The organism is Sphingomonas sp. 8AM (assembly GCF_902506455.1).
Lineage (GTDB): Bacteria > Pseudomonadota > Alphaproteobacteria > Sphingomonadales > Sphingomonadaceae > Sphingomonas.
On record NZ_LR733844.1, the window covers coordinates 2,493,298 to 2,511,703 of the forward strand.

At 68.4% G+C, this 18,406-nt stretch carries 16 protein-coding genes; 6 read left to right on the top strand and 10 right to left on the bottom strand.

Going from position 1 to position 18,406, the window contains the following annotated elements; all coding sequences use genetic code 11:
• Positions 1-20 precede the first annotated feature (20 nt).
• Both BACI71_RS11700 and BACI71_RS11705 read right to left on the bottom strand, forming a co-directional pair.
• Complete coding sequence (locus BACI71_RS11700) at positions 21-2,510, bottom strand: ABC transporter permease (RefSeq protein WP_159758803.1); 2,490 nt, start codon at positions 2,508-2,510, stop codon at positions 21-23.
• Between the two features lie 10 nt (positions 2,511-2,520).
• Complete coding sequence (locus BACI71_RS11705) at positions 2,521-3,228, bottom strand: ABC transporter ATP-binding protein (RefSeq protein WP_159758805.1); 708 nt, start codon at positions 3,226-3,228, stop codon at positions 2,521-2,523.
• A gap of 47 nt (positions 3,229-3,275) precedes the next feature.
• Here BACI71_RS11705 and BACI71_RS11710 point away from each other — a divergent pair, with 47 nt between their 5' ends.
• Complete coding sequence (locus BACI71_RS11710; RefSeq protein ID WP_443018508.1) at positions 3,276-3,869, top strand: arylesterase; 594 nt, start codon at positions 3,276-3,278, stop codon at positions 3,867-3,869.
• Between the two features lie 237 nt (positions 3,870-4,106).
• On the opposite strand, the gene mobA is transcribed toward BACI71_RS11710, so the two are convergent.
• From mobA to cobU, 4 genes are all read right to left on the bottom strand, one after another.
• Positions 4,107-4,640, bottom strand: a complete 534-nt coding sequence (gene mobA, locus BACI71_RS11715) for a molybdenum cofactor guanylyltransferase (protein WP_159758809.1) — start codon at positions 4,638-4,640, stop codon at positions 4,107-4,109.
• A 303-nt stretch (positions 4,641-4,943) separates the two neighbouring features.
• Positions 4,944-6,272, bottom strand: a complete 1,329-nt coding sequence (gene purB / locus BACI71_RS11720; RefSeq protein WP_159758811.1) for an adenylosuccinate lyase — start codon at positions 6,270-6,272, stop codon at positions 4,944-4,946.
• Between the two features lie 210 nt (positions 6,273-6,482).
• Positions 6,483-7,574: a Gfo/Idh/MocA family protein gene (locus tag BACI71_RS11725; RefSeq protein ID WP_159758813.1), complete on the bottom strand. Its 1,092-nt coding sequence runs from the start codon at positions 7,572-7,574 to the stop codon at positions 6,483-6,485.
• Positions 7,575-7,635: 61 nt separating this feature from the next.
• Positions 7,636-8,151 carry a bifunctional adenosylcobinamide kinase/adenosylcobinamide-phosphate guanylyltransferase gene (cobU, locus tag BACI71_RS11730; RefSeq protein ID WP_159758815.1) on the bottom strand — a complete coding sequence of 172 codons (516 nt, stop codon included), beginning with the start codon at positions 8,149-8,151 and terminating at the stop codon, positions 7,636-7,638.
• A gap of 63 nt (positions 8,152-8,214) precedes the next feature.
• On the opposite strand from cobU, the gene BACI71_RS11735 reads away from it, so the two are divergent.
• From BACI71_RS11735 to BACI71_RS11745, 3 genes are read left to right on the top strand one after another with little or no spacing between them, the layout of a single operon-like run.
• On the top strand, positions 8,215-9,204 hold the full coding sequence (locus tag BACI71_RS11735) for an aminotransferase class I/II-fold pyridoxal phosphate-dependent enzyme (RefSeq protein ID WP_159758817.1): 990 nt from the start codon (positions 8,215-8,217) through the stop codon (positions 9,202-9,204).
• Positions 9,197-10,120 (top strand): adenosylcobinamide-phosphate synthase CbiB, encoded by a 924-nt coding sequence (gene cbiB / locus BACI71_RS11740; protein WP_159758819.1) that lies wholly within the window; start codon positions 9,197-9,199, stop codon positions 10,118-10,120. The genes BACI71_RS11735 and cbiB overlap by 8 nt, the downstream gene beginning before the upstream one ends.
• The gene (locus tag BACI71_RS11745; RefSeq protein ID WP_159758821.1) at positions 10,108-11,562 is read left to right on the top strand and encodes a cobyric acid synthase; all 1,455 of its coding nucleotides are present in this window, start codon (positions 10,108-10,110) and stop codon (positions 11,560-11,562) included. Before cbiB ends, BACI71_RS11745 begins: the two co-directional genes overlap by 13 nt.
• Here the strand turns inward: BACI71_RS11745 and BACI71_RS11750 are convergent.
• Positions 11,548-12,246, bottom strand: coding sequence for an adenosylcobinamide-GDP ribazoletransferase (locus BACI71_RS11750; protein ID WP_159758823.1), 699 nt, complete (start codon positions 12,244-12,246; stop codon positions 11,548-11,550). The two genes, BACI71_RS11745 and BACI71_RS11750, sit on opposite strands and share 15 nt — an antisense overlap.
• Positions 12,247-12,498: 252 nt before the next feature.
• The gene (locus BACI71_RS11755) at positions 12,499-13,026 is read right to left on the bottom strand and encodes a GNAT family N-acetyltransferase (protein ID WP_159758825.1); all 528 of its coding nucleotides are present in this window, start codon (positions 13,024-13,026) and stop codon (positions 12,499-12,501) included.
• A 796-nt stretch (positions 13,027-13,822) separates the two neighbouring features.
• On the opposite strand from BACI71_RS11755, the gene BACI71_RS11760 reads away from it, so the two are divergent.
• Together BACI71_RS11760 and BACI71_RS11765 are read left to right on the top strand one after the other, a co-directional pair.
• Positions 13,823-16,489 (top strand): TonB-dependent receptor, encoded by a 2,667-nt coding sequence (locus BACI71_RS11760; RefSeq protein ID WP_159758827.1) that lies wholly within the window; start codon positions 13,823-13,825, stop codon positions 16,487-16,489.
• Entirely contained in the window at positions 16,489-17,580 is a 1,092-nt protein-coding gene (locus BACI71_RS11765; RefSeq protein ID WP_159758829.1) for a Ca2+-dependent phosphoinositide-specific phospholipase C, read from the top strand. Before BACI71_RS11760 ends, BACI71_RS11765 begins: the two co-directional genes overlap by 1 nt.
• Here the strand turns inward: BACI71_RS11765 and BACI71_RS18260 are convergent.
• Positions 17,466-18,047 carry a YbhB/YbcL family Raf kinase inhibitor-like protein gene (locus BACI71_RS18260; RefSeq protein ID WP_443018509.1) on the bottom strand — a complete coding sequence of 194 codons (582 nt, stop codon included), beginning with the start codon at positions 18,045-18,047 and terminating at the stop codon, positions 17,466-17,468. The genes BACI71_RS11765 and BACI71_RS18260 overlap by 115 nt on opposite strands.
• On the bottom strand, positions 18,022-18,300 hold the full coding sequence (locus tag BACI71_RS11775; RefSeq protein ID WP_159758833.1) for a hypothetical protein: 279 nt from the start codon (positions 18,298-18,300) through the stop codon (positions 18,022-18,024). Before BACI71_RS11775 ends, BACI71_RS18260 begins: the two co-directional genes overlap by 26 nt.
• Positions 18,301-18,406 lie beyond the last annotated feature (106 nt).

Sequence of the window (18,406 nt, forward strand, 5' to 3'; positions counted from 1 at the left end):
TCGCAATGACGGCAGGCATGTCATAGCGTCCGCAGCATTTGCGCCGGGCGGGCGCGCAAGGCCGGGATGCTGCCGGCGACGCCGATCCCGAGCGTCACAGCGCTCGCCAGCCCCAATGTCGCTGCCACGCGCAGCCAGTCGGGCGCGAAGCCCATGTCGAAGACGTGCGTCACGACATACCAGCCCGCCGCGCCGCCCGCGAGCAGCGCCACCGCCGACAGCAGCGCGGCGAGCAGCGCATATTCGATCGCCTGCGCGGCGAGCACCTGCCGTGTGCTGCCGCCGAGCAGCTTGAGCACGACCGCGTCGTAGCGGCGCGCGCGCCCGGAGGCGGCAACCGCGCCGATCAGCACCGCCAGCCCCGCGAGCACCGTCGCTGCGGCGGCGACGCGCACCGCGGTTGCGATCTGGCCGAGCAGCGCCGAGACTTGCCCTATGATGTCACCGGTGCGGATCAGCGTGACCGCCGGCATCGCGCGCGCCACGCTGCGTGCGATCGAGCCGTCGCGCGCTGGCGGGGCGTAGATGCTGGCGAGCAGGCTGTGCGGCGCTTCCTCGATATAGCCGGGCGAGAAAACGATCGCGAAGTTGAGCCCCAATCCCTGCCAGTCGATCTTGCGTAGCGCCGCGATCCGCGCCGGCACGTCGACGCCGAGCACCGAAACGGTGATCGCATCGCCGATCCTCAGCCCCAGCGCCTGCGCGGCGCGATCCTCGATCGAGACGAGCGGCGGGCCCTTGTAACCGGTGGGCCACCAGCGGCCGGCGACGACCTGATTGCGGGGCGGGACGGTCGCCGACCAGGTCAGCGTGCGGTCGCCGCGCAGCACCCAGGCGTCGGCGGGGAGCGTCTTGAGCTGTGTCGTCGGCACGCCCTTGATCGCGACGATCGCGCCGCGCAGCGACGGGACGGCCTCGATCCGCGCATTGGGCGCGGCGTTCAGGACAGCGGCGCGGAAGGTTGTGGCTTCCTCCGCCGGCACGTCGGCGGCGAAGAAGCGCGGCGCGCGCGCCGGGGCGCTGCCGGCGAGTTCGGCGGACAGGCTCGCGTCGATCACCGCCAGCGCGACGAACAGCGAGAAGCCAAGCCCGAGCGCGACGACCAGCCGGTCGGTTGCGGCACCGGGGCGGTGGAGATTGGCGAGTGCGAGCCGCGGCAAGGGCGCTCGCGGGCGGGGCAGCCTTGCGAGCGTGCGGCGTAGCGCAATGCCGACGAGCCACAGCAGCAGCACCAGCCCGGCGATCGCGGCGACGAATCCGGCGGCCAGCACGTGGTCGGCCGCCGACCAGACCGCAAGCGCGACCAGTGTGCCCAGCAGCGCGGCCATTGCCGCGAGCACGCGCCACGATGGACGGCCGGTGTCGGCAAGGGCGTCGCGCAACAGCGTCGCGGCGGGGACGCGACGCGCTTGCGCCAGTGCCGGGAGCGCGAACAGCAACGCGACCAAGGTGCTGAGTATGGCGGCGGTGACGAGCGGGAGCGGGTAGAGCGCCAGCCGTGGCGTGATCGGCAGCGCGTCGCCCGCGACCCGCGCCACGATCCACGGCACCGTCGCGCCGAGCGCCAGCCCCGGCAGCATTCCCGCGGCGCCGACCAGCGCCAGTTCGATCAGGAACAGCCGCGCGATCAGGGTCGAGCGCGCGCCGAGCACCTTGAGCGTCGCGACCATCTTCGTGCGCGCGGCGAGATAGGCGGTTACCCCGCTGCCGACCCCGACCCCGGCGATCGCGAGTGCGGCGAGCCCCACGAGCAGCAGGAACTGCCCGAGCGTGGCGATCCCGCCGCGCAGGCCGCGCCCGGCGTTCTCTGTGGTACGCGGCGTCCAGCCCGCATCGGGGAAGCGCTTGGCGAGCTGCTTGCCGACCGCCTCGGCGCGAGCGGGATCGGGAAGGGTGATGCGATAGCCGCTGCGGTACAGGCTGCCCGGCTGGAGCAGGGCGCTGGCGTCGAGCCCCGCCATGTCGACCAGCGCCGGGCTGCCGAGGGAAAAGCCTGCGCCGAGCCGGTCGGGCTCCTCCGCGATCAGCCCGATGACGCGGAACGGCTGCGTCCCGAGCCGGATCGTGTCGCCGACCCGCGCGCCGAGCCGGTCTGCCAGCGCGGGGGCGATCGCGACCTGCGCGCCATGCGGGCGCGACGCCAGCGCACCGGGGGCGAGCTGGAAGCGTCCGACCAGCGGCCAGCGATCGTCGACTCCGCGCAGCTCGACCAATGTATCCTGATCGCCCTTGTGCGCCATCGCGCGCAGCGACACGACCTCCGCGACCGGGCCGGCGGCGGTAAAGGCGGCCAGCTCCTCCGGGGTGGCGCGGCGTTGCGAGACGACTAGCTCGACATCGCCGCCCAGCATGGCGCGGCCCTGCGCATCGAGCGCGGCGAGCATCGCGGCGGACAGGCTGCCGATCCCGGCGAGCGCGGCGGTGCCGAGGAACAGGCACATCGCGAGCAACAGCAGCCCGCGCCCGCCGCGGCGCAGGTCGCGGAAGGCGAGAGTGGTGGCGATGCTCACGCGTGGGGGCTCACGCGCGCGGCGTATCGGCGACGATGCGGCCGTCGGCCAGCTCGACGACGCGCGCGCAGCGGGCGGCGAGCGCGGGATCGTGGGTGATGACCAGCATCGTCGTGCCCGCGCTCGTGGCGCGCGCGAACAACAGGTCCATGATCGCCGCGCCGGTGGTGGTGTCGAGATTGCCGGTCGGTTCGTCGGCAAACAGGAGGGCAGGGCGCGACACCAGGGCGCGCGCGATCGCGACGCGCTGTTGCTCGCCGCCCGAGAGTTGTGCGGGATAGTGGCCGGTGCGTTCCGCGAGCCCGACCGCCGCCAGTTCGGCGCGGGCGCGGTCGAAGGCGTCGGGTTCGCCGGCAAGCTCAAGCGGCACCGCGACATTTTCGAGCGCGGTCATCGTCGGGAGCAGGTGGAAGGCCTGCAGGACGATCCCGATCCGACCGCGCCGCGCGACGGCCAGTGCGTCCTCGTTTAGCGTGGTGAAATCGAGTCCGACGACCCGGACCTCGCCCGCGCTGGGCCGCTCAAGCCCGGCGAGCACCGCCATCAGCGACGACTTGCCCGATCCCGACGCGCCGAGCAGCGCGACGGTCTCGCCGGTGTCGACCGTCAGGTCGACGCCGTGGAGGATGTCGACGCGCGCGGGCGGCCTGCCGAGCGCGAGGCGGACGTTGCGCGCCCGGATCGGTGCGCTATCTGAAGCGGATGGAAAGCCGGTCACGAACACGTCGATACGGAGGGTGGTGGTGGCTTGTCCATCCGGTCCTGCTGCTGTTGCTGGCCTCACCTGCTGCGGCGGATCGGCGTGCGCCGCTGATATGGGCGTTCGGCGACAGTTTAACGGCGGGCTATGGCCTGCCGCCGACGCAGGGCTTTCCCGCGCAATTGCAGGGCGCGCTGCGGCGGCAGGGCGTCGCGGCGACGGTGCGCAATGGCGGGGTCGCCGGCGACACCGCCGCGCAGGGGCGCGCGCGGCTGCGCTGGGGACTGCGCGGGTTGAAGGTGCGGCCCGATCTGGTGATCGTTGAACTGGGCGCGAACGACATGCTGCGCGGGCTGCCGGTCGCGCAGGCGCAGGCGAACCTCGATCGCATCCTGACCGAATTGCGCGCGCGGAACATTCCGGTGCTGCTCACCGGAATGCGCGCCGCGCCGAACATGGGCGGCGATTATGCGCGCGCGTTCGAGGGCATGTATCCGGCGCTGGCGACGAAGCATCGTGTGGCACTCTACCCGTTCTTCCTCGACGGGGTGGCGGGGCGGCGCGACCTGTTCCAGGCGGACGGGCTGCACCCCGATCCGCGCGGGGTGGCGATCATCGTCCGGCGGATCGTGCCGGCGGTGCGGCGCGCGCTGACGTAGCGGGGATCGCTTGGGCGCGCGGTCGGTTGGTGGCGGGCAAGGAGATGCGACCATGATGACCGATCCCGAAAAGCACGACGACGACGATCAGGCGCAGGCGATGGAAGAGGCGCAGGAGGAAGCCGCCGAGGAACGCGAGGAAGAGGGCGGGTATCAGTAAGGGTATGTTTGTCGTCCCGGGCTCGATCCGGGACCCCGCTTCTTATGACGGATGGTGCAGAGAAGAGGGATCCCGGATCAAGTCCGGGACGACAATAGATCGGTCAGATCGTTCGGGGTGTTGATGTTGGGCAGCACCACGCCGGGCAATACTGCCGTCGCGCCGATCGTCTCCGCCCAGCGGCGGATCGCGCGTGGCTGGTCCGCGAGCAGATGCGTGAGCAGCGGGGTGGCGAAGCGCGCCGGCCACAAACCGACGGTGGGCGCTTCCGCCGCATAGGCCGGCGCGGCAGCCCGAAGCGCGACGATTACCGCATCCGGCAGGCAAGGCGTGTCGCAGGCGGTGGTCAGTGCCGCCTCGAAGCCGTGATCGGCGGCATAGGCGAGCGCCCCCGCGATGCCGCCGAGCGGGCCGAGGTCGGAGAACGGCAGGTCGGGGATGCAGGTGACCGATGCGGAGGCGCGGCCGACGACGACGATCGTGTCGCAATGTGCGCCGAGGCTGGTGATCGCGTGATCGATCAGCGCGCGCCCGTCGAGCGCCGCCAGCGCCTTGTCGCTGCCGAAGCGGGTGGCGCGGCCACCGGCGAGGACGGCGCCCAGCAATTTCATGAGGTGGAGAGGAGCGGCGATCCGCCCCCCGTCAGAGGGGCGGTATGCCGATGGGTCAGAGCGTGGTGAACACGACGCCGACCACCAGCGCCTGAGCCGCAAGAACCAGCACGGTGCTGGCCGCGGTTTCGAACATACGCATGGGGTTGGTCTCCGTTTGCCGGGTCATACCGGCAAACGGGCAGATGGAGTTTATTGCTCGGCCGCGCAATAATCGAACAACGCATTCGCACTTGCACAATTTGCATCATCTGAAGTGATTGAAAGTTAACAGTCGCCTCGGCTAGCTGATCCGGCGCTGCGTCAGGCGGCGAAGACCCGGTCGAAGATCGTGTCGACATGGCGGTAGTGATAGCCGAGGTCGAACTTCTCGTCGATCTCGGCGGTCGAGAGCGCGGCGGTGACTTCCGGGTCGGCCTTGAGCAGCTCCTGCAGCGACAAGGCGCCGTCCGATTCCCATACCTTCATCGCGTTGCGCTGGACGAGGCGATAGGCGTCCTCGCGGCTGACCCCGGCCTGCGTCAGCGCGAGCAGCACGCGCTGCGAGTGGACCAGCCCGCCCATCCGGTCGAGATTCTTCTGCATCCGCTCGGGATAGACGAGCAGCTTGTCGACCACACCGGTGAGCCGCGCGAGCGCGAAATCGAGCGTGATCGTCGCGTCGGGGCCGATGTAACGCTCGACCGACGAATGCGAAATGTCGCGTTCGTGCCACAAGGCGACGTTCTCGAGCGCCGGGGTGACATAGCCGCGCACCATCCGGGCAAGGCCGGTGAGGTTCTCGGTCAGCACCGGGTTGCGCTTGTGCGGCATCGCCGACGAGCCCTTCTGCCCCGGCGAGAAATATTCCTCCGCTTCGAGCACCTCGGTGCGCTGCAAGTGGCGGACTTCGGTGGCGAGGCGCTCGATCGAGCTGGCGATCACGCCCAGCGTCGCGAAGTACATCGCGTGGCGGTCGCGCGGGATGACCTGCGTCGAGACGGGCTCGATCGCGAGCCCGAGCTTATCGGCGACGTGCGCCTCGACGCGCGGATCGACGTTGGCGAAGGTGCCGACCGCGCCCGAGATCGCAGCGGTGGCGATATCCTCGCGCGCCATCGCGAGCCGCGCGCGGTTGCGGCGGAATTCGGCGTGCGCCTGCGCCAGCTTGAGCCCGAAGGTGACCGGCTCGGCATGGATGCCGTGGCTGCGCCCGATCGTCGGGGTCAGCTTATGCTCCTTGGCGCGGCGCTCCAGCACCTCGAGCAGCCGGTCGATGTCGGCGAGCAGGATGTCCGAGGCGCGTGCGAGCTGCACCGACAGGGTGGTGTCGAGCACGTCGGACGAGGTCATCCCCTGATGCATGAAGCGCGCCCAATCATGTCCTGAGTGGGCGCCGACCTGCTCCGCGACCCAGGTCAGGAACGCGATGACGTCATGCTTGGTCACGGCCTCGATCGCGTCGATGGCGGCGACGTTGATCGTCGGGTTGGTGGCCCACCATGCCCAGAGCGCTTCGGCAGCGCTCTTCGGCACCACGCCCAGCTCGGCCAGCGCATCGGTGGCGTGCGCCTCGATCTCGAACCAGATGCGATAGCGCGCCTCCGGCTCCCAGATCGCGGCCATGTCGGGGCGGGAGTAGCGGGGGATCATGCGCGCGGTCCTTCAAGGAATGGGGGAGTTGGCGCGCGGTTAGCAGCGTGGGGGCGGGCGGGCAAATGCGGGTGGGGCACTCAACGCACTCGTCGCCCCGGACTTGATCCGGGGCCTCGCTTCTTCTTGCCGTCAGAAGGAAGAAGCGGGATCCCGGATCAAGTCCGGGATGACGGAAGTGGAGAGGTGCCGGGTCAAGGTCGGTCGGGTTCAGACCAGCCGGATCGTCTTGCCTTCGCGCGCGGAGCGATAGATCGCCTCGACGATGCGCAGGTCGCGCAGTCCCTCCTCGCCCGAGACGATCGGTTCGCGCCCGTCGACCACGCACTGCGAAAGATGGTCGAGCTGCCCGGCGAATTGCGTCTTGCCGGGGCCGGGCGGGGGCGAGATCTCCTGCTCGCGACCGTCGCGGCCGGTCCATAGACGGTTGCCGTCGTAGCGGGTGGCGGGTTCCAGCTCGACACGGCCCTTGCTGCCCATCAGCAGGATGCGGTTCTGGTTGGCCGAATACATCGACTGGCAGCCCGCGAGCGCGCCGGACGGGAATTCGAGCGTCCACTCGATCATATCCTCGACCTCGCGGAAGCGCGGATCGTTGCGGTCGGTCGATTCGCGCGCGGTGACCGCGATCGGCTCCTCGCCGGTCATGTAGCGCGCCGCCTGCAGGCTGTAGACGCCCATGTCCATCAGCGACCCGCCGCCCGACAGCGCCTTCTTGAGCCGCCATGCATTGGGATCGCCGGCGGTGAAGCCGTGTTCGGAGCGGACGTAGCGGATCTTGCCGGTGTCGGGCTGTTTGGCGAGCCGCATTGCGGCGATGTTCGTCGCCTCGAAATGGCAGCGATAGCCGATCATCAGCTTGCGGTTGGCGGCCTTGCACGCCGCGATCATCGCCTCGCATTCCGCGACCGACACCGCCATCGGCTTTTCGCACATCACATGCTTGCCGGCCCTGGCGGCGCGGATCGTGTATTCGGCGTGCATCGCATTGGGCAGGCAGACATAGACGATGTCGACGTCGGGATTGTCGCGGATGCTGTCGAAATTGGAGTAGGAATAGATCGCCTTTTCGGACAGGCCATATTCAGCGGCGACCTTCTTCGCCTTGGCCGCGTCGCCGCTGACCACCGCCGCCAGCCGGCTGTGCGTGCAATTCTTGAACTCGGGGATGATCCGGCCGAGGCCGTAACCGCCGAGCCCGACGATCGCATAGCCGAGCTTGCGCTGCGACGGCTGTGCGCAGGCCCCGCCCGCCACCAGCAACGGCGCGGCCGCGATAAGCGTGCGGCGTCCGATCTCCATCCTCACCTCCCTCAATTATCGCGGGCAGGCTGAGGATCGCGGGCAGCAATGTCAACGCGTTCTATTTCAGTGGCATAGGTAAGCCTGCCACCACCAGGTCGACCCGATCGGCGGCGGCGGCGACGCGCTGGTTGACCCGCCCGGCCACGTCGCGGAAGCGTCGTGCGAGCGCATTGTCGGGGACGATCCCCCAGCCGACCTCGTTGGAAACAAGGATGATGTGCGCGCGTGATTGCGCCAGCCCAGTGACGAGCCCGTCGGTCGCGGCGTCGATATCGGCGTCGGCGAGCAGCAGGTTCGAGGTCCAGAGCGTCAGGCAGTCGACCAGCAGCACGCCGTCATCGACCGCCGCTATGGTCTCGGCGAGCGCCAGCGTTGCCTCGATCGTCGCCCACGCGGCGCTGCGGTCGGCGCGGTGGTGCGCGATCCGCTCCGCCATTTCGGCATCGAACGCCTGCGCGGTGGCGACGAACCGCCACGGCGCGGCGCACGCCTCCGCCAGCGCCTGTGCATGGCGGCTCTTGCCCGATCGCGCGCCGCCCAGCACCAGCCGGATGCGCCAGGGATCGTCGGTCATCTTGGTCCTTGCCTGTCGATACGCGATTGCCGATGGAGGCGGCCTTGCCGCAATTCGAGGCCCATGTCGCGCGATCTGACCTATCACGGTGGCCGTATCGAGGCCGCGGCCCGGCTATACCCCGATGCGCCGCGCCCGTGGCTGGACCTGTCGACGGGGATCAATCCTTATCCGTGGACGCCGCCGGCGGGGCTGGTGGTGGATCAGCAGCGGCTGCCCTCGGGGGAGGCGCTGGCGGGGTTGCTGGCGGCGGCGGGCGCGGCGTTCGGGTTTGCGGGGGCGCTGGCGGCGGTGCCGGGGAGCGAGCTGGCGCTGCGGCTGATGGCGACGCTCGATCTGCCGCGGCCGTGGCATGTGGTGACGCCGTGTTATCGCACGCATCGCGATGCCTTGCCGGGGGCTCGGGCGATTGCAGCGGAGCAGATCGACGAAGTGGCGGCGCGCGGCGGGACGGTGCTGCTCGCCAACCCCAACAACCCGGACGGGCGGCTGATCGCGCCTGACGTGTTGCTGGCGATCGCCCGGACGCTGGGGGAGCGCGGGGGGGTGTTGATCGTCGATGAGGCGTTTGCGGATGCGGTGGCGGGGGCGAGCGTGTTGCCGTTGCTGCGCGCGGACGATCCGGTGGTGGTGCTGCGGTCGTTCGGGAAGTTCTACGGGCTGGCGGGGGTGCGGCTGGGGTTCGTGGGCGGCGCTCGGTCGGTGGTGGCGCGGATCGCGGCGCTGCTGGGCGACTGGCCGGTATCGGCGACGGCACTGGCTTACGGTGCGGCGGCGTATCGCGACGTGGCATGGGCGGAGCGGATGCGACTGCGGCTGGGGGCGGAGGCGGTCAATCTCGATGCCTTGCTGGCCCGGCGGGGGCTGCTGGCGCGGGGGGCGTGTCCGTTGTTCCGGCTGGTCGAGCATGACCGGGCGGGGGCGATGTTCGAACGGCTTGCGGCGGCCGGTATTCTGACGCGGCCGTTCGAGGAGCGGGCGGACTGGCTGCGGTTTGGCCTGCCGGGCGGGGAAGTCGAGCGGTTGGAAGCCGCCCTGGCCGTCGATGGCTGAGCCGGTCGCGCTCGCCGCGCTCGCGATCGACGTCGCGGTCGGGTGGCCGGCGTGGCTCTATGCGCGGGTCGGGCATCCGGTCGGCGCCATCGCGCGGGTGATCGATGCGCTGGAGCGGTGCTGGAACCGTCCGGGGTTGCCGCGCCGGCTGCTGGGGGTCGTGACGATCGCGATCGTGGTGGCGCTGGCCGGTATCGTCGCGCTGCTTGCCGAGCGGGCTGTGCGGGCGCTGGGGCTTGGCTGGGCCGGCGTGGCGTTGCTGGCCTGGCCGGGGCTGGCGCAGCGGAGCCTCTACGAGCATGTCCGGCCGGTCGCGACGGCGCTGGCGCGTGGCGATCTGCCCGCGGCGCGGCGCGCGGTGGCGATGATCGTCGGGCGCGACACCGCGGCGCTGGATGACGCGGGGGTCGCGCGCGCGGCGATCGAAAGTCTGGCGGAGAGCTTTTGCGACGGCGTCGCCGCGCCGTTATTCTGGTTGCTGGTCGGGGGCTTGCCGGGATTGTGGGCGTATAAGGCGATCAATACCGCCGACAGTTTGATCGGGCACCTGGAGGAACGCTGGCGGGACTTCGGCTGGGCGGCGGCGCGGCTGGACGACGTCGCCAACTGGGCCCCGGCGCGGATCGGGGCGGTGCTAATCTGTGTGGCCGGTGGTGGCGGCTGGCGGGTGACGTGGCGTGACGCACGCAACCATGCCTCGCCCAATGCCGGCTGGACCGAGGCGGCGATGGCGGGGGTGTTAGGACTGCGGCTTGCGGGGCCGATCGCCTATGACGGCGTGGTCGCCGACAAGCCGTGGATCGGGGACGGGCGCGCGGCGGCAAGCGCCATGGATGTGCGGCGGGCGCTGGCGGTGTACGGCCGCGCGTGCGGATTGTTGTGGGTTCTGGCGGGGATAGCGGCATGGGCAAGCTGATGCTGCAGGGAACCGGCTCCGACGTCGGCAAGTCGGTGCTGGTTGCGGGATTGTGCCGGGCCTATGCCAATCGCGGGCTGACCGTGCGCCCGTTCAAGCCGCAGAATATGTCGACGAATGCGGCGGTTACCGCGGATGGCGGCGAGATCGGGCGCGCACAGGCGACACAGGCGATCGCCGCGCGGGTCGCGCCGCATGTCGACATGAACCCGGTCCTGCTCAAGCCGCAGGGCGACCGGACCTCGCAGCTGATCGTGCGTGGGAAGATGCGCGGGACGCTGGCGGCGGCGCGGTGGCGCGAAGGGCGGGAGGGATTGCTCGCCGAGGTGCTGGCGAGCTTCAACGCACTGGAACGACAGGCCGATCTGGTGCTGGTCGAGGGTGCCGGGTCGCCGGCCGAGATCAATTTGCGCAGCGGCGACATCGCGAACATGGGGTTCGCGCGCGCCGCCGACGTGCCGGTGGTGCTGGTCGGCGATATCGATCGCGGCGGTGTGATCGCGTCGCTGGTGGGGACGCGCGCGGTGCTCGACGCCGATGATGCGGCGATGGTGCGGGGCTTTATTATCAATCGCTTCCGCGGTGATCCGGCGCTGTTCGAGGATGGCTATCGCGCGATCGAGGAACGGAGCGGGTGGCGCGGCTTCGGGGTGGTGCCGTGGCTGCATGAGGCGGCGCGGCTGCCGAGCGAGGATGCGGTGGTGCTGGAGCGCACACGGGCGCGGCCGGGCGGGCGGGTGGTGGTGGCGTGCCCCGTGACGCGGCACATCGCCAATTTCGACGATCTCGATCCGCTGCGGCTCGATCCCGCGATCGAGGTGGCCATGATTTCGCCGGGATCTCCGTTACCTGCCGAGGCGGCGCTGGTGGTGCTGCCGGGGTCGAAGGCGACGATCGCCGACCTCGCGTTCGTCCGTGAGCAGGGCTGGGACGTCGACCTGATCGCGCACCGGCGCAGGGGCGGGGCGGTGCTGGGGCTGTGCGGCGGGTATCAGATGCTGGGGCGGACGGTCGCCGATCCGCTCGGGCTGGAGGGGCCTGCCGGGAGCGTGGCGGGGCTCGGGTTGCTGGCGGTCGATACCGTGCTGGGTGGCGACAAGATGCTGCGTGAGGTGCGCGGGGTGGCGCGTGGCGCGCCAATATATGGCTACGAAATGCACCTCGGTACCACGACCGGCGCGGATACGGCGCGGCCGGTGGCGCGATATGACGACGGGGGGCACGATGGCGCGACCAGCGCCGACGGCCTGGTCGCGGGGACCTACGTCCACGGGCTGTTCGCGCTGGCGGCGCAGCGGCGCGCGTGGCTGGCGGCGGCGGGGGACGGGCCGGATCATGCCGCGTCGGTCGATGCCGCGCTGGAGGCGATCGCCGCGGCGCTGGAGCGGCATCTCGATCTGGATGCGTTGCTGGCGGTCGCGCGCGGGTCAGCCGCAGAGTAGGGCGGTGAGCAGGGCGCTTTCGACGAGTTCGATCCCCGCGCCATGCGCGTCGCCGTTGATGCCGCCGAGCCGGTGGCGGCACCACATTCCATAAGCCGCGACGAACAGCGGCGCGGCGAGCAGCGGCGGGGCGGCGATCGTCGCCAGCACAGACAGCGCCAGCCAACCGGTCAGGTCGCGCGGGCGGACCGCGGTCGCCACCTGCGCGCCGAGCCCGCTGCCGAGCGGGGGGAGCCAGCGCGCCCATGCGAGCGGGGCGATGCGCGCCGCGAACGGGATCAGCGCGACCCGCCAGTCGCCGGCGAGCGCGTGGAGCAGGACGAGCTTGGCGATCAACTGGAGCGCGATCGTGACGACCGCGAAGCTGCCGACATGCGAGTCGCGCATCACGGCGAGCAGCCGGGTGCGGTCGCCATGCGCCGCGCCGACGCCGTCCGCGACGTCGCCGAGCCCGTCGAGATGGAGTGCGCCGGTCACTGCGACCCACACGACCAGCCCGGCCAGCGCGCCGGTCCACGGATCGTGGCGCGCGCCGAGCCACGCCGCACCCGCGACGAGGGCGCCGACCACTGCGCCGACCAGTGGATAGAAGCGGATCGCGGCGGCAAAATCCTGCCGGGTGCCGGTCGTGCGCGGCACGGGCAGGCGCGTCAGGAAGGCGAAGGCGAGCCAGAGGCGGGGCATGGCTTTAGCGTAGTCGAACCGAATTGTGGCGCGCGCGGGCGGCGCGTTTAGTTTGGGGTGCAGCCACTGTGACCCGTTTCATGTCGGTTTCCAGCCTTGATCGGAGGTTACGCCCTTCCCGCTATCCTGCCTTTGATCGATCCTTTCGAGAAAATACATCCGGGAACGTATCGCGGGAAACTCGGGGTTGCTGGGCGATGCTGCCGCGAGCGGACGGCCCGATCCTCATTTCCTAGTTGCCAGTCGGGAAGGTTATCCCCGCCCGCTGTGGGGATGATCCGCAACCCACGTAAGACCGGTCCAATCCCCTTTAGGGTAGCGAGCCGTAAAGTCTCGGTCGGGGTCACGACGGAGGCCAAGGCGCTGCATCACGTTCTGCGATCGAATGTTATCGACCGCCGTGTAGGAGACGATCTCGTTTGGCTTGATGGTGGACCAAGCGCGACCAAGCGCCTGCCGGGCGCTTTCTGTCGCTACACCTCGCCCCCAAGCATTACGGCAGAAGCGCCAGCCGATTTCATAGTGCGATCCAAGAGGATGCTCGGCGTCGGCGCGGAGCATCACTCCTGCATATCCCAGAAATTGGCCGGACGGCTGATCGACCACGGCCCATCGGGGAATGCCGTTGGCCTTCCAGGCATCGCTGTACCGCTCAAATTTGTCTCTGCTGGCACTTTCGTCAAATGGGCCGCCAAGATCGGCCATTACGTCTGGATCGCGCTGCATCGCTGCAAAACCCTGCCAATGAGCTTCCGACCATTTTTGTAGATTGAACGTCATCCTGCCTTCCGGTTGCCGAGACGGTGTTCTCATCCAATTCTATCGCATGGACCGTTCGCCAAGCCAGACTTCCTTTTTCCAATCTTTTTCGGGGAAGTGAGCCGCGAACGGAGCACGATCTGCCAGAGCCATACTCTAAACGTACCAGCTCGAAATCGGTCAATTGGCGCGGTCAGGCCCGGTCGGAACAGTGGGGGGAGGCGAGGGCTGACCCGACCCGACTCGAGAGCGGACCGTGCGCTTCTGCCCCATGCTCGCCATCATAGGCTGACGAACCGGCAAGCCGATGTTCATTAACCTCACGAAGCGCAGTAGCGCCTCCCGAAACGCTGGAACTTCCTTGCGATCTGGCGGCCACAGCCATGTATGTCTCAAGATCGCCTCGTGAGAGATGAGCAATCTGACACTTGCTAAATTCAGAGCCGGGCAGACCTTGCCAGTATCGCCGAGTCTGCACCGAGATACCTGACAGCCTCAGATGAGGAACTATCAGAGGTCGACGAGGCTGTCTGAGGACGTCGGGCGGTCATCAAACATCCTGACCGCAGCTCGATGTAATTAAGGTCAAAATAAATAAATAATCGGGTGAGCACTCATCGCTCGCGAACGCCCCAGCAAGAGGGTGCGCTGGATCAAGCGTCATCGAACCTGCCTTGCCATTGGTGGCTAGCGGAACTGTTGACATAACAGCGACATGTAATCGTCACTCAAACGTAATCACTCTTACCCGGAACTGCCACGATCGCTTTCTAGAGCGCCCGGCAGAAGAACCGCACGGTTCCAACGGGGACACCAAATGATTGATCATACGCGCCTCCTTCGCGCCACGCTGCCGTTTACCCTTGCCGCACTGGGTGTTGCATCATCCGCGCACGCCCAGTCCGCCGACGCCCCCGCGCCCGTCACCAGCCGGCCTGCCGCCGACGCTACCGGCGACGGCACTGACGACATCATCGTGACCGGCTCCTATGCACAGAGCCTCGCCGCGGCGACGCAGACCAAACGCGAGGCCGGCTATGGCGTCGACGCGATCAACGCGACCGACATCGGCAAATTTCCGGCGCAGAACGTCGCGGAGGCGCTCCAGCTCGTGCCCGGCGTTGCCATCACCCGCCCGCGCGGCGAAGGCCTGTATGTCAGCGTCCGGGGGCTGGGGCCGCAGTTCCAGAGCACCTTGCTCAACGGCCGGCCGGTGGCGATCAACGATCTGATCGAGAATGGCGGCGCGAACGGGCGGCAGTTCCGCTTCGAGATGTTGCCGGCCGAATTCGTGTCGCAGATCGACGTGGTGAAGACGCCGACGCCGGACATGACCGAGGGCGCGCTGGGTGGCAATATCGACGTGCGAACCTTCCGCCCGCTCGACGTCGGCACCAAGACCACGCTGAACCTGCGCGGCACCTACACGACACTCGCCGCCAAGGTGAAGCCGAACGCCACGGTGCTGACCAGCGGGACGAACGCCGACGGGACATTCGGCATCCTCGCCGCCGCGCAATATTGGGGCAAGGCGGTCCGCAACGACCGTTCGTATAACACCGGCTGGTATCTCGACAAATTCGCGTCGGTGCTGGGGAAGGGGTTCTACACGCCGGGCCGCACGCGTCCGACGGTCGAGAACGAGGATCGCAAGCGCCTGTCGGGGATGATCTCGGCGCAATGGCGGCCCAGCCCGGAGCTGGAGACGACGCTGGACGTGCTCGCGACGCGGCTGGACGTCGCCTATGACGAATATGGCCTCGACATCTATCCCGACGATGCCAGCGTCAAAGGGCATAGCCCGGTGCTGGTGCCGGGATCGGTCAAGCTGGACGGCAGCACCGTGGTCGCGGCGACGATCAATGACGTGCGCTTCATGGGCACGCGCGAATACAGCCTCAACCGCCACGATCTCATCACCGTCGGCCTCAAACAGGCGTGGAACCCGGAGGGGTGGCACATCGTCGCCAGTGGCAATTGGTCGTTCGCGCACAGCTTCCATCCCAGCGATGCCGAGGGCACGGTGCGCAGCCGTATCCAGTTCTTCGCGCCGCTGAGCTACGATTCCTCGGCCGGCTACAAGGTCGCACCGACGCTCTCGACGCCGGTCGACGTGAACAACCCCGCCAATTACACCCTCTATCCGTTCAATATCGCGCCGAAGAACAGCCGCGACTGGGATACGTACGGGCGGTTCGATGTCGATCACGACCTCGACGGCTTTCTCACGAAGCTGGCCGCTGGCGGCGAATATCACTGGCGCAAGCGCGACTATCGCCGCCGCGACTTCACCGTTACCCCGGCGGCAAACACGTCGTTGCCCGGGTTTGCGCCGAATGGTTTCGAGCAGATGCCGTTCGATGATTTTCTCTCAGGCGTCTCCGGCAACATCCCGCGCAACTGGCTCGTGCCGATCACCAGCGTCTTCTACGACAAGCTGTTCACGGCGGCGGTCGCCAACGGCCCGCTTACGCCGGGTGACAAGCGCGCCTCCTATATCGTGTCCGAGAAGACCGCCGGCGGCTATGTCCGGGCGGATTATGCTTTCCCGGTCGGCGCCGTGGCGATCACCGGCAATGTCGGCGTACGTTACGTCCATACCGATCAGGTCGCGAGCGGCACGTTGACGACGGGCAGCGTCGAGACGCCCGCGCGCTTTCCGCAGACGTTCAGCAACTGGTTGCCGAGCTTCAACCTGCGCGCCGAACTGACGCCGACGTTGCAGGCTCGGCTGGCGGCCAGCCGCGTGCTGACCCGCCCGAACGTGACGCAGAGCGCGCCGCAGATCACCGTCTCCACCGATCAGGCGACCGCGAGCGGCGGCAATCCGGCGTTGCAGCCGTTCCTTGCGACGCAGTTCGACGGTTCGCTGGAATGGTTCGCCAATCGCAGCACGTCGTTGACGGGCGCGCTGTTCTACAAGGCGATGGACGATTACATCACCGCGCAGAACATCAACGTCGAAATTCCCGGTCGTGGCACGGTGTTGCTGAGCACGCAGGTCAACGGCGGCAAGGCCAAGGTCTACGGTATGGAGGCTGCCTATAATCAGGTGTTCACCTTCCTGCCGCAACCGTTCGACGGCCTCGGCTTCCAGGCGTCGTACACCCACACGTCGGTGCAGGCGAGCTACACCGCCGGGGCGCGGCCGATCCGCGACCAGTTGATCGGCTTGTCGAAGAACAGCTTCAACGTGGTCGGCTTCTACGACAAGGGACCGCTGTCGGCGCGGCTGTCCTATACGTGGCGTGACAAGTATCTGACGGGGATCGGCAGCACGACCCAGGTGCCGACCTATCAGGCGGCATTCGGATCGCTCGACGGCAATCTGTCGGTGCGCGTTACCGACCAGATCATGGTGAGCGTCGAGGCGATCAACATCGCCAATGCGAACACCTACAGCTACAACGAGCGGGCATTGCAGTTCGGCGAGATCAACAATTACGGCCGGACCATCCTGTTCGGCGTGCGGGCGCAGTTCTGATGCTGCGCGCGTTCCTGCTCGCCGCACTCGGCACGATGTCGGCGAGCGCGGCCACGCCGCGGATGATGAACGATGTCCAGGTCGTCGGGTCGCACAACAGCTTCAAGGATCGGATCCCGATCGCGGTGATGGCGAAGCTGCGTGCGACCGAGCCGAAGCTGGCGGAGGCGCTCGATTACTACCACCTGCCGCTGTCGCGCCAGCTGGACAAAGGCGTTCGCCAGCTTGAGATCGACATCTTCGCCGATCCCGATGGCGGCCGCTACGCGGAGCCCAAGGGAGAGGCTTGGGCAAGAGCCGTGGGCGAGAGAACCGGTTTTGATCGGGCGGCGATGGTCATGCCCGGGTTCAAGGTGCTGCACATTCCGGATGTCGACTATCTGAGCACGTGCGCGACGCTGGTGCGTTGCCTGCGGGAGGTCGATAGCTGGTCGCGCGCTCATCCCCAGCACCTGCCGATCATGATCACGATCAATGCTGCCGACCTGCCGTCGGAGCGTCCGGGCAGCACCGTCCCGCTGCCGCTCGATGACAGAGCGCTGCTTGACGCGCTGGATGCCGAAATCCGGTCGGTACTTCCGGGCCGGCGGCTTATCACGCCCGATGAGGTTCGCGGCACGTCACCGAGCCTGCGCGAAGCAACGCAGCGCGGCGGCTGGCCGACGCTCGCGGCGGCGCGAGGGCGCATCTACATCGCGCTTGACGTGCGAGATGCCGTCTCGAATGTTTATCGCGAGGGGCACCCATCTCTGGCGGGTCGCGCGATGTTCGGCTGGTATCCGGAGGACCAGCCCGAGGCCGCGATCCAGATCGTGCAAGATCCCGTGGCCGACTTCGACAAAATCCGCCGGTGGGTGCGCGAAGGACAGATCGTGCGCACCCGCACCGACGCCAACACCGTCGAGGCGCGCCGCAACGATTACACGAAGCTGCGCGCCGCGCTGGCGAGCGGCGCTCAGGCCGTCAGCACTGATTATTATTCCGGCGCGCCCGATCCGCTCGGTCTCAAGTTCGCGGTTACGCTGCCTGGCGGTGCGATTGCGCGCTGCAATCCGTGGCGGCGCGTTGGTGCGTGCAGCCTAACACCCTGAAAATGAGGCGGCTTACTGCGGCTCGGCGTATGTTCCCACGAGGTCGCCCGTCGCGACGACGCGCCCAGCCGCCGCCGTGAGTACCGATCACGCGTCGCCCCGAGCGGCACGTCGAGCGCGCGATCGAGCGCGAGCACCTGGAAGTGATAATGATGCGGCGTGTCGCCCTTCGGCGGACGCGGACCGTACCAGCCCACCGTGCCGCGACCGCTCGCGCCCGGCATGATGCCTTCGAGCGGGCCGCCGTTGGGGCGGTGGCGCTCCTGCAATCCATCGGGCGGGCGCGTGGTGCTGCGGGGAACGTTCCAGGCGACCCAATGGGCGACCGGGGTGGCCGGGCCGCGACGTCGTGCGCACCATCGCCCCGCCAAGCTCGTAACCTCGGAGTCTTTTGACCGGGCCGTCCGTTCTGCGAACGGAGCGAGCAAAAGGCTGCTCGGCTCAACCCCTTTGGACGCCGCCGGCATCGTCGCGTTCGCCACGCCCTTCCACGGCCTCGATCCGGTGTGACCGGACGACCCGGCGGACGAAGTACAGGAAGGCGGCCAGACCGCTCACGTAAATCGCGGTCATCCCCGTGCGTGGCAGCCATCCGGCCGAGCAGAAGGGGTGGGTGCCGTAACAGTACAGCCAGGTCGCACCTATCAGCATGACCGCATAGGCCGCGGTCCACAGGCCGCTGAGGAAAATCGCCGCAGCTCGGATGAAGAACAAGCGCATCGGGCGAAGGTACGGTTTGCGTCGTCAGCTGCCAAGCGACAAGCCGACGCATCAGCCGTTGCCCCATGCACCGGTCTGCTGGTGCACGCCCTTCATCACTACCGGA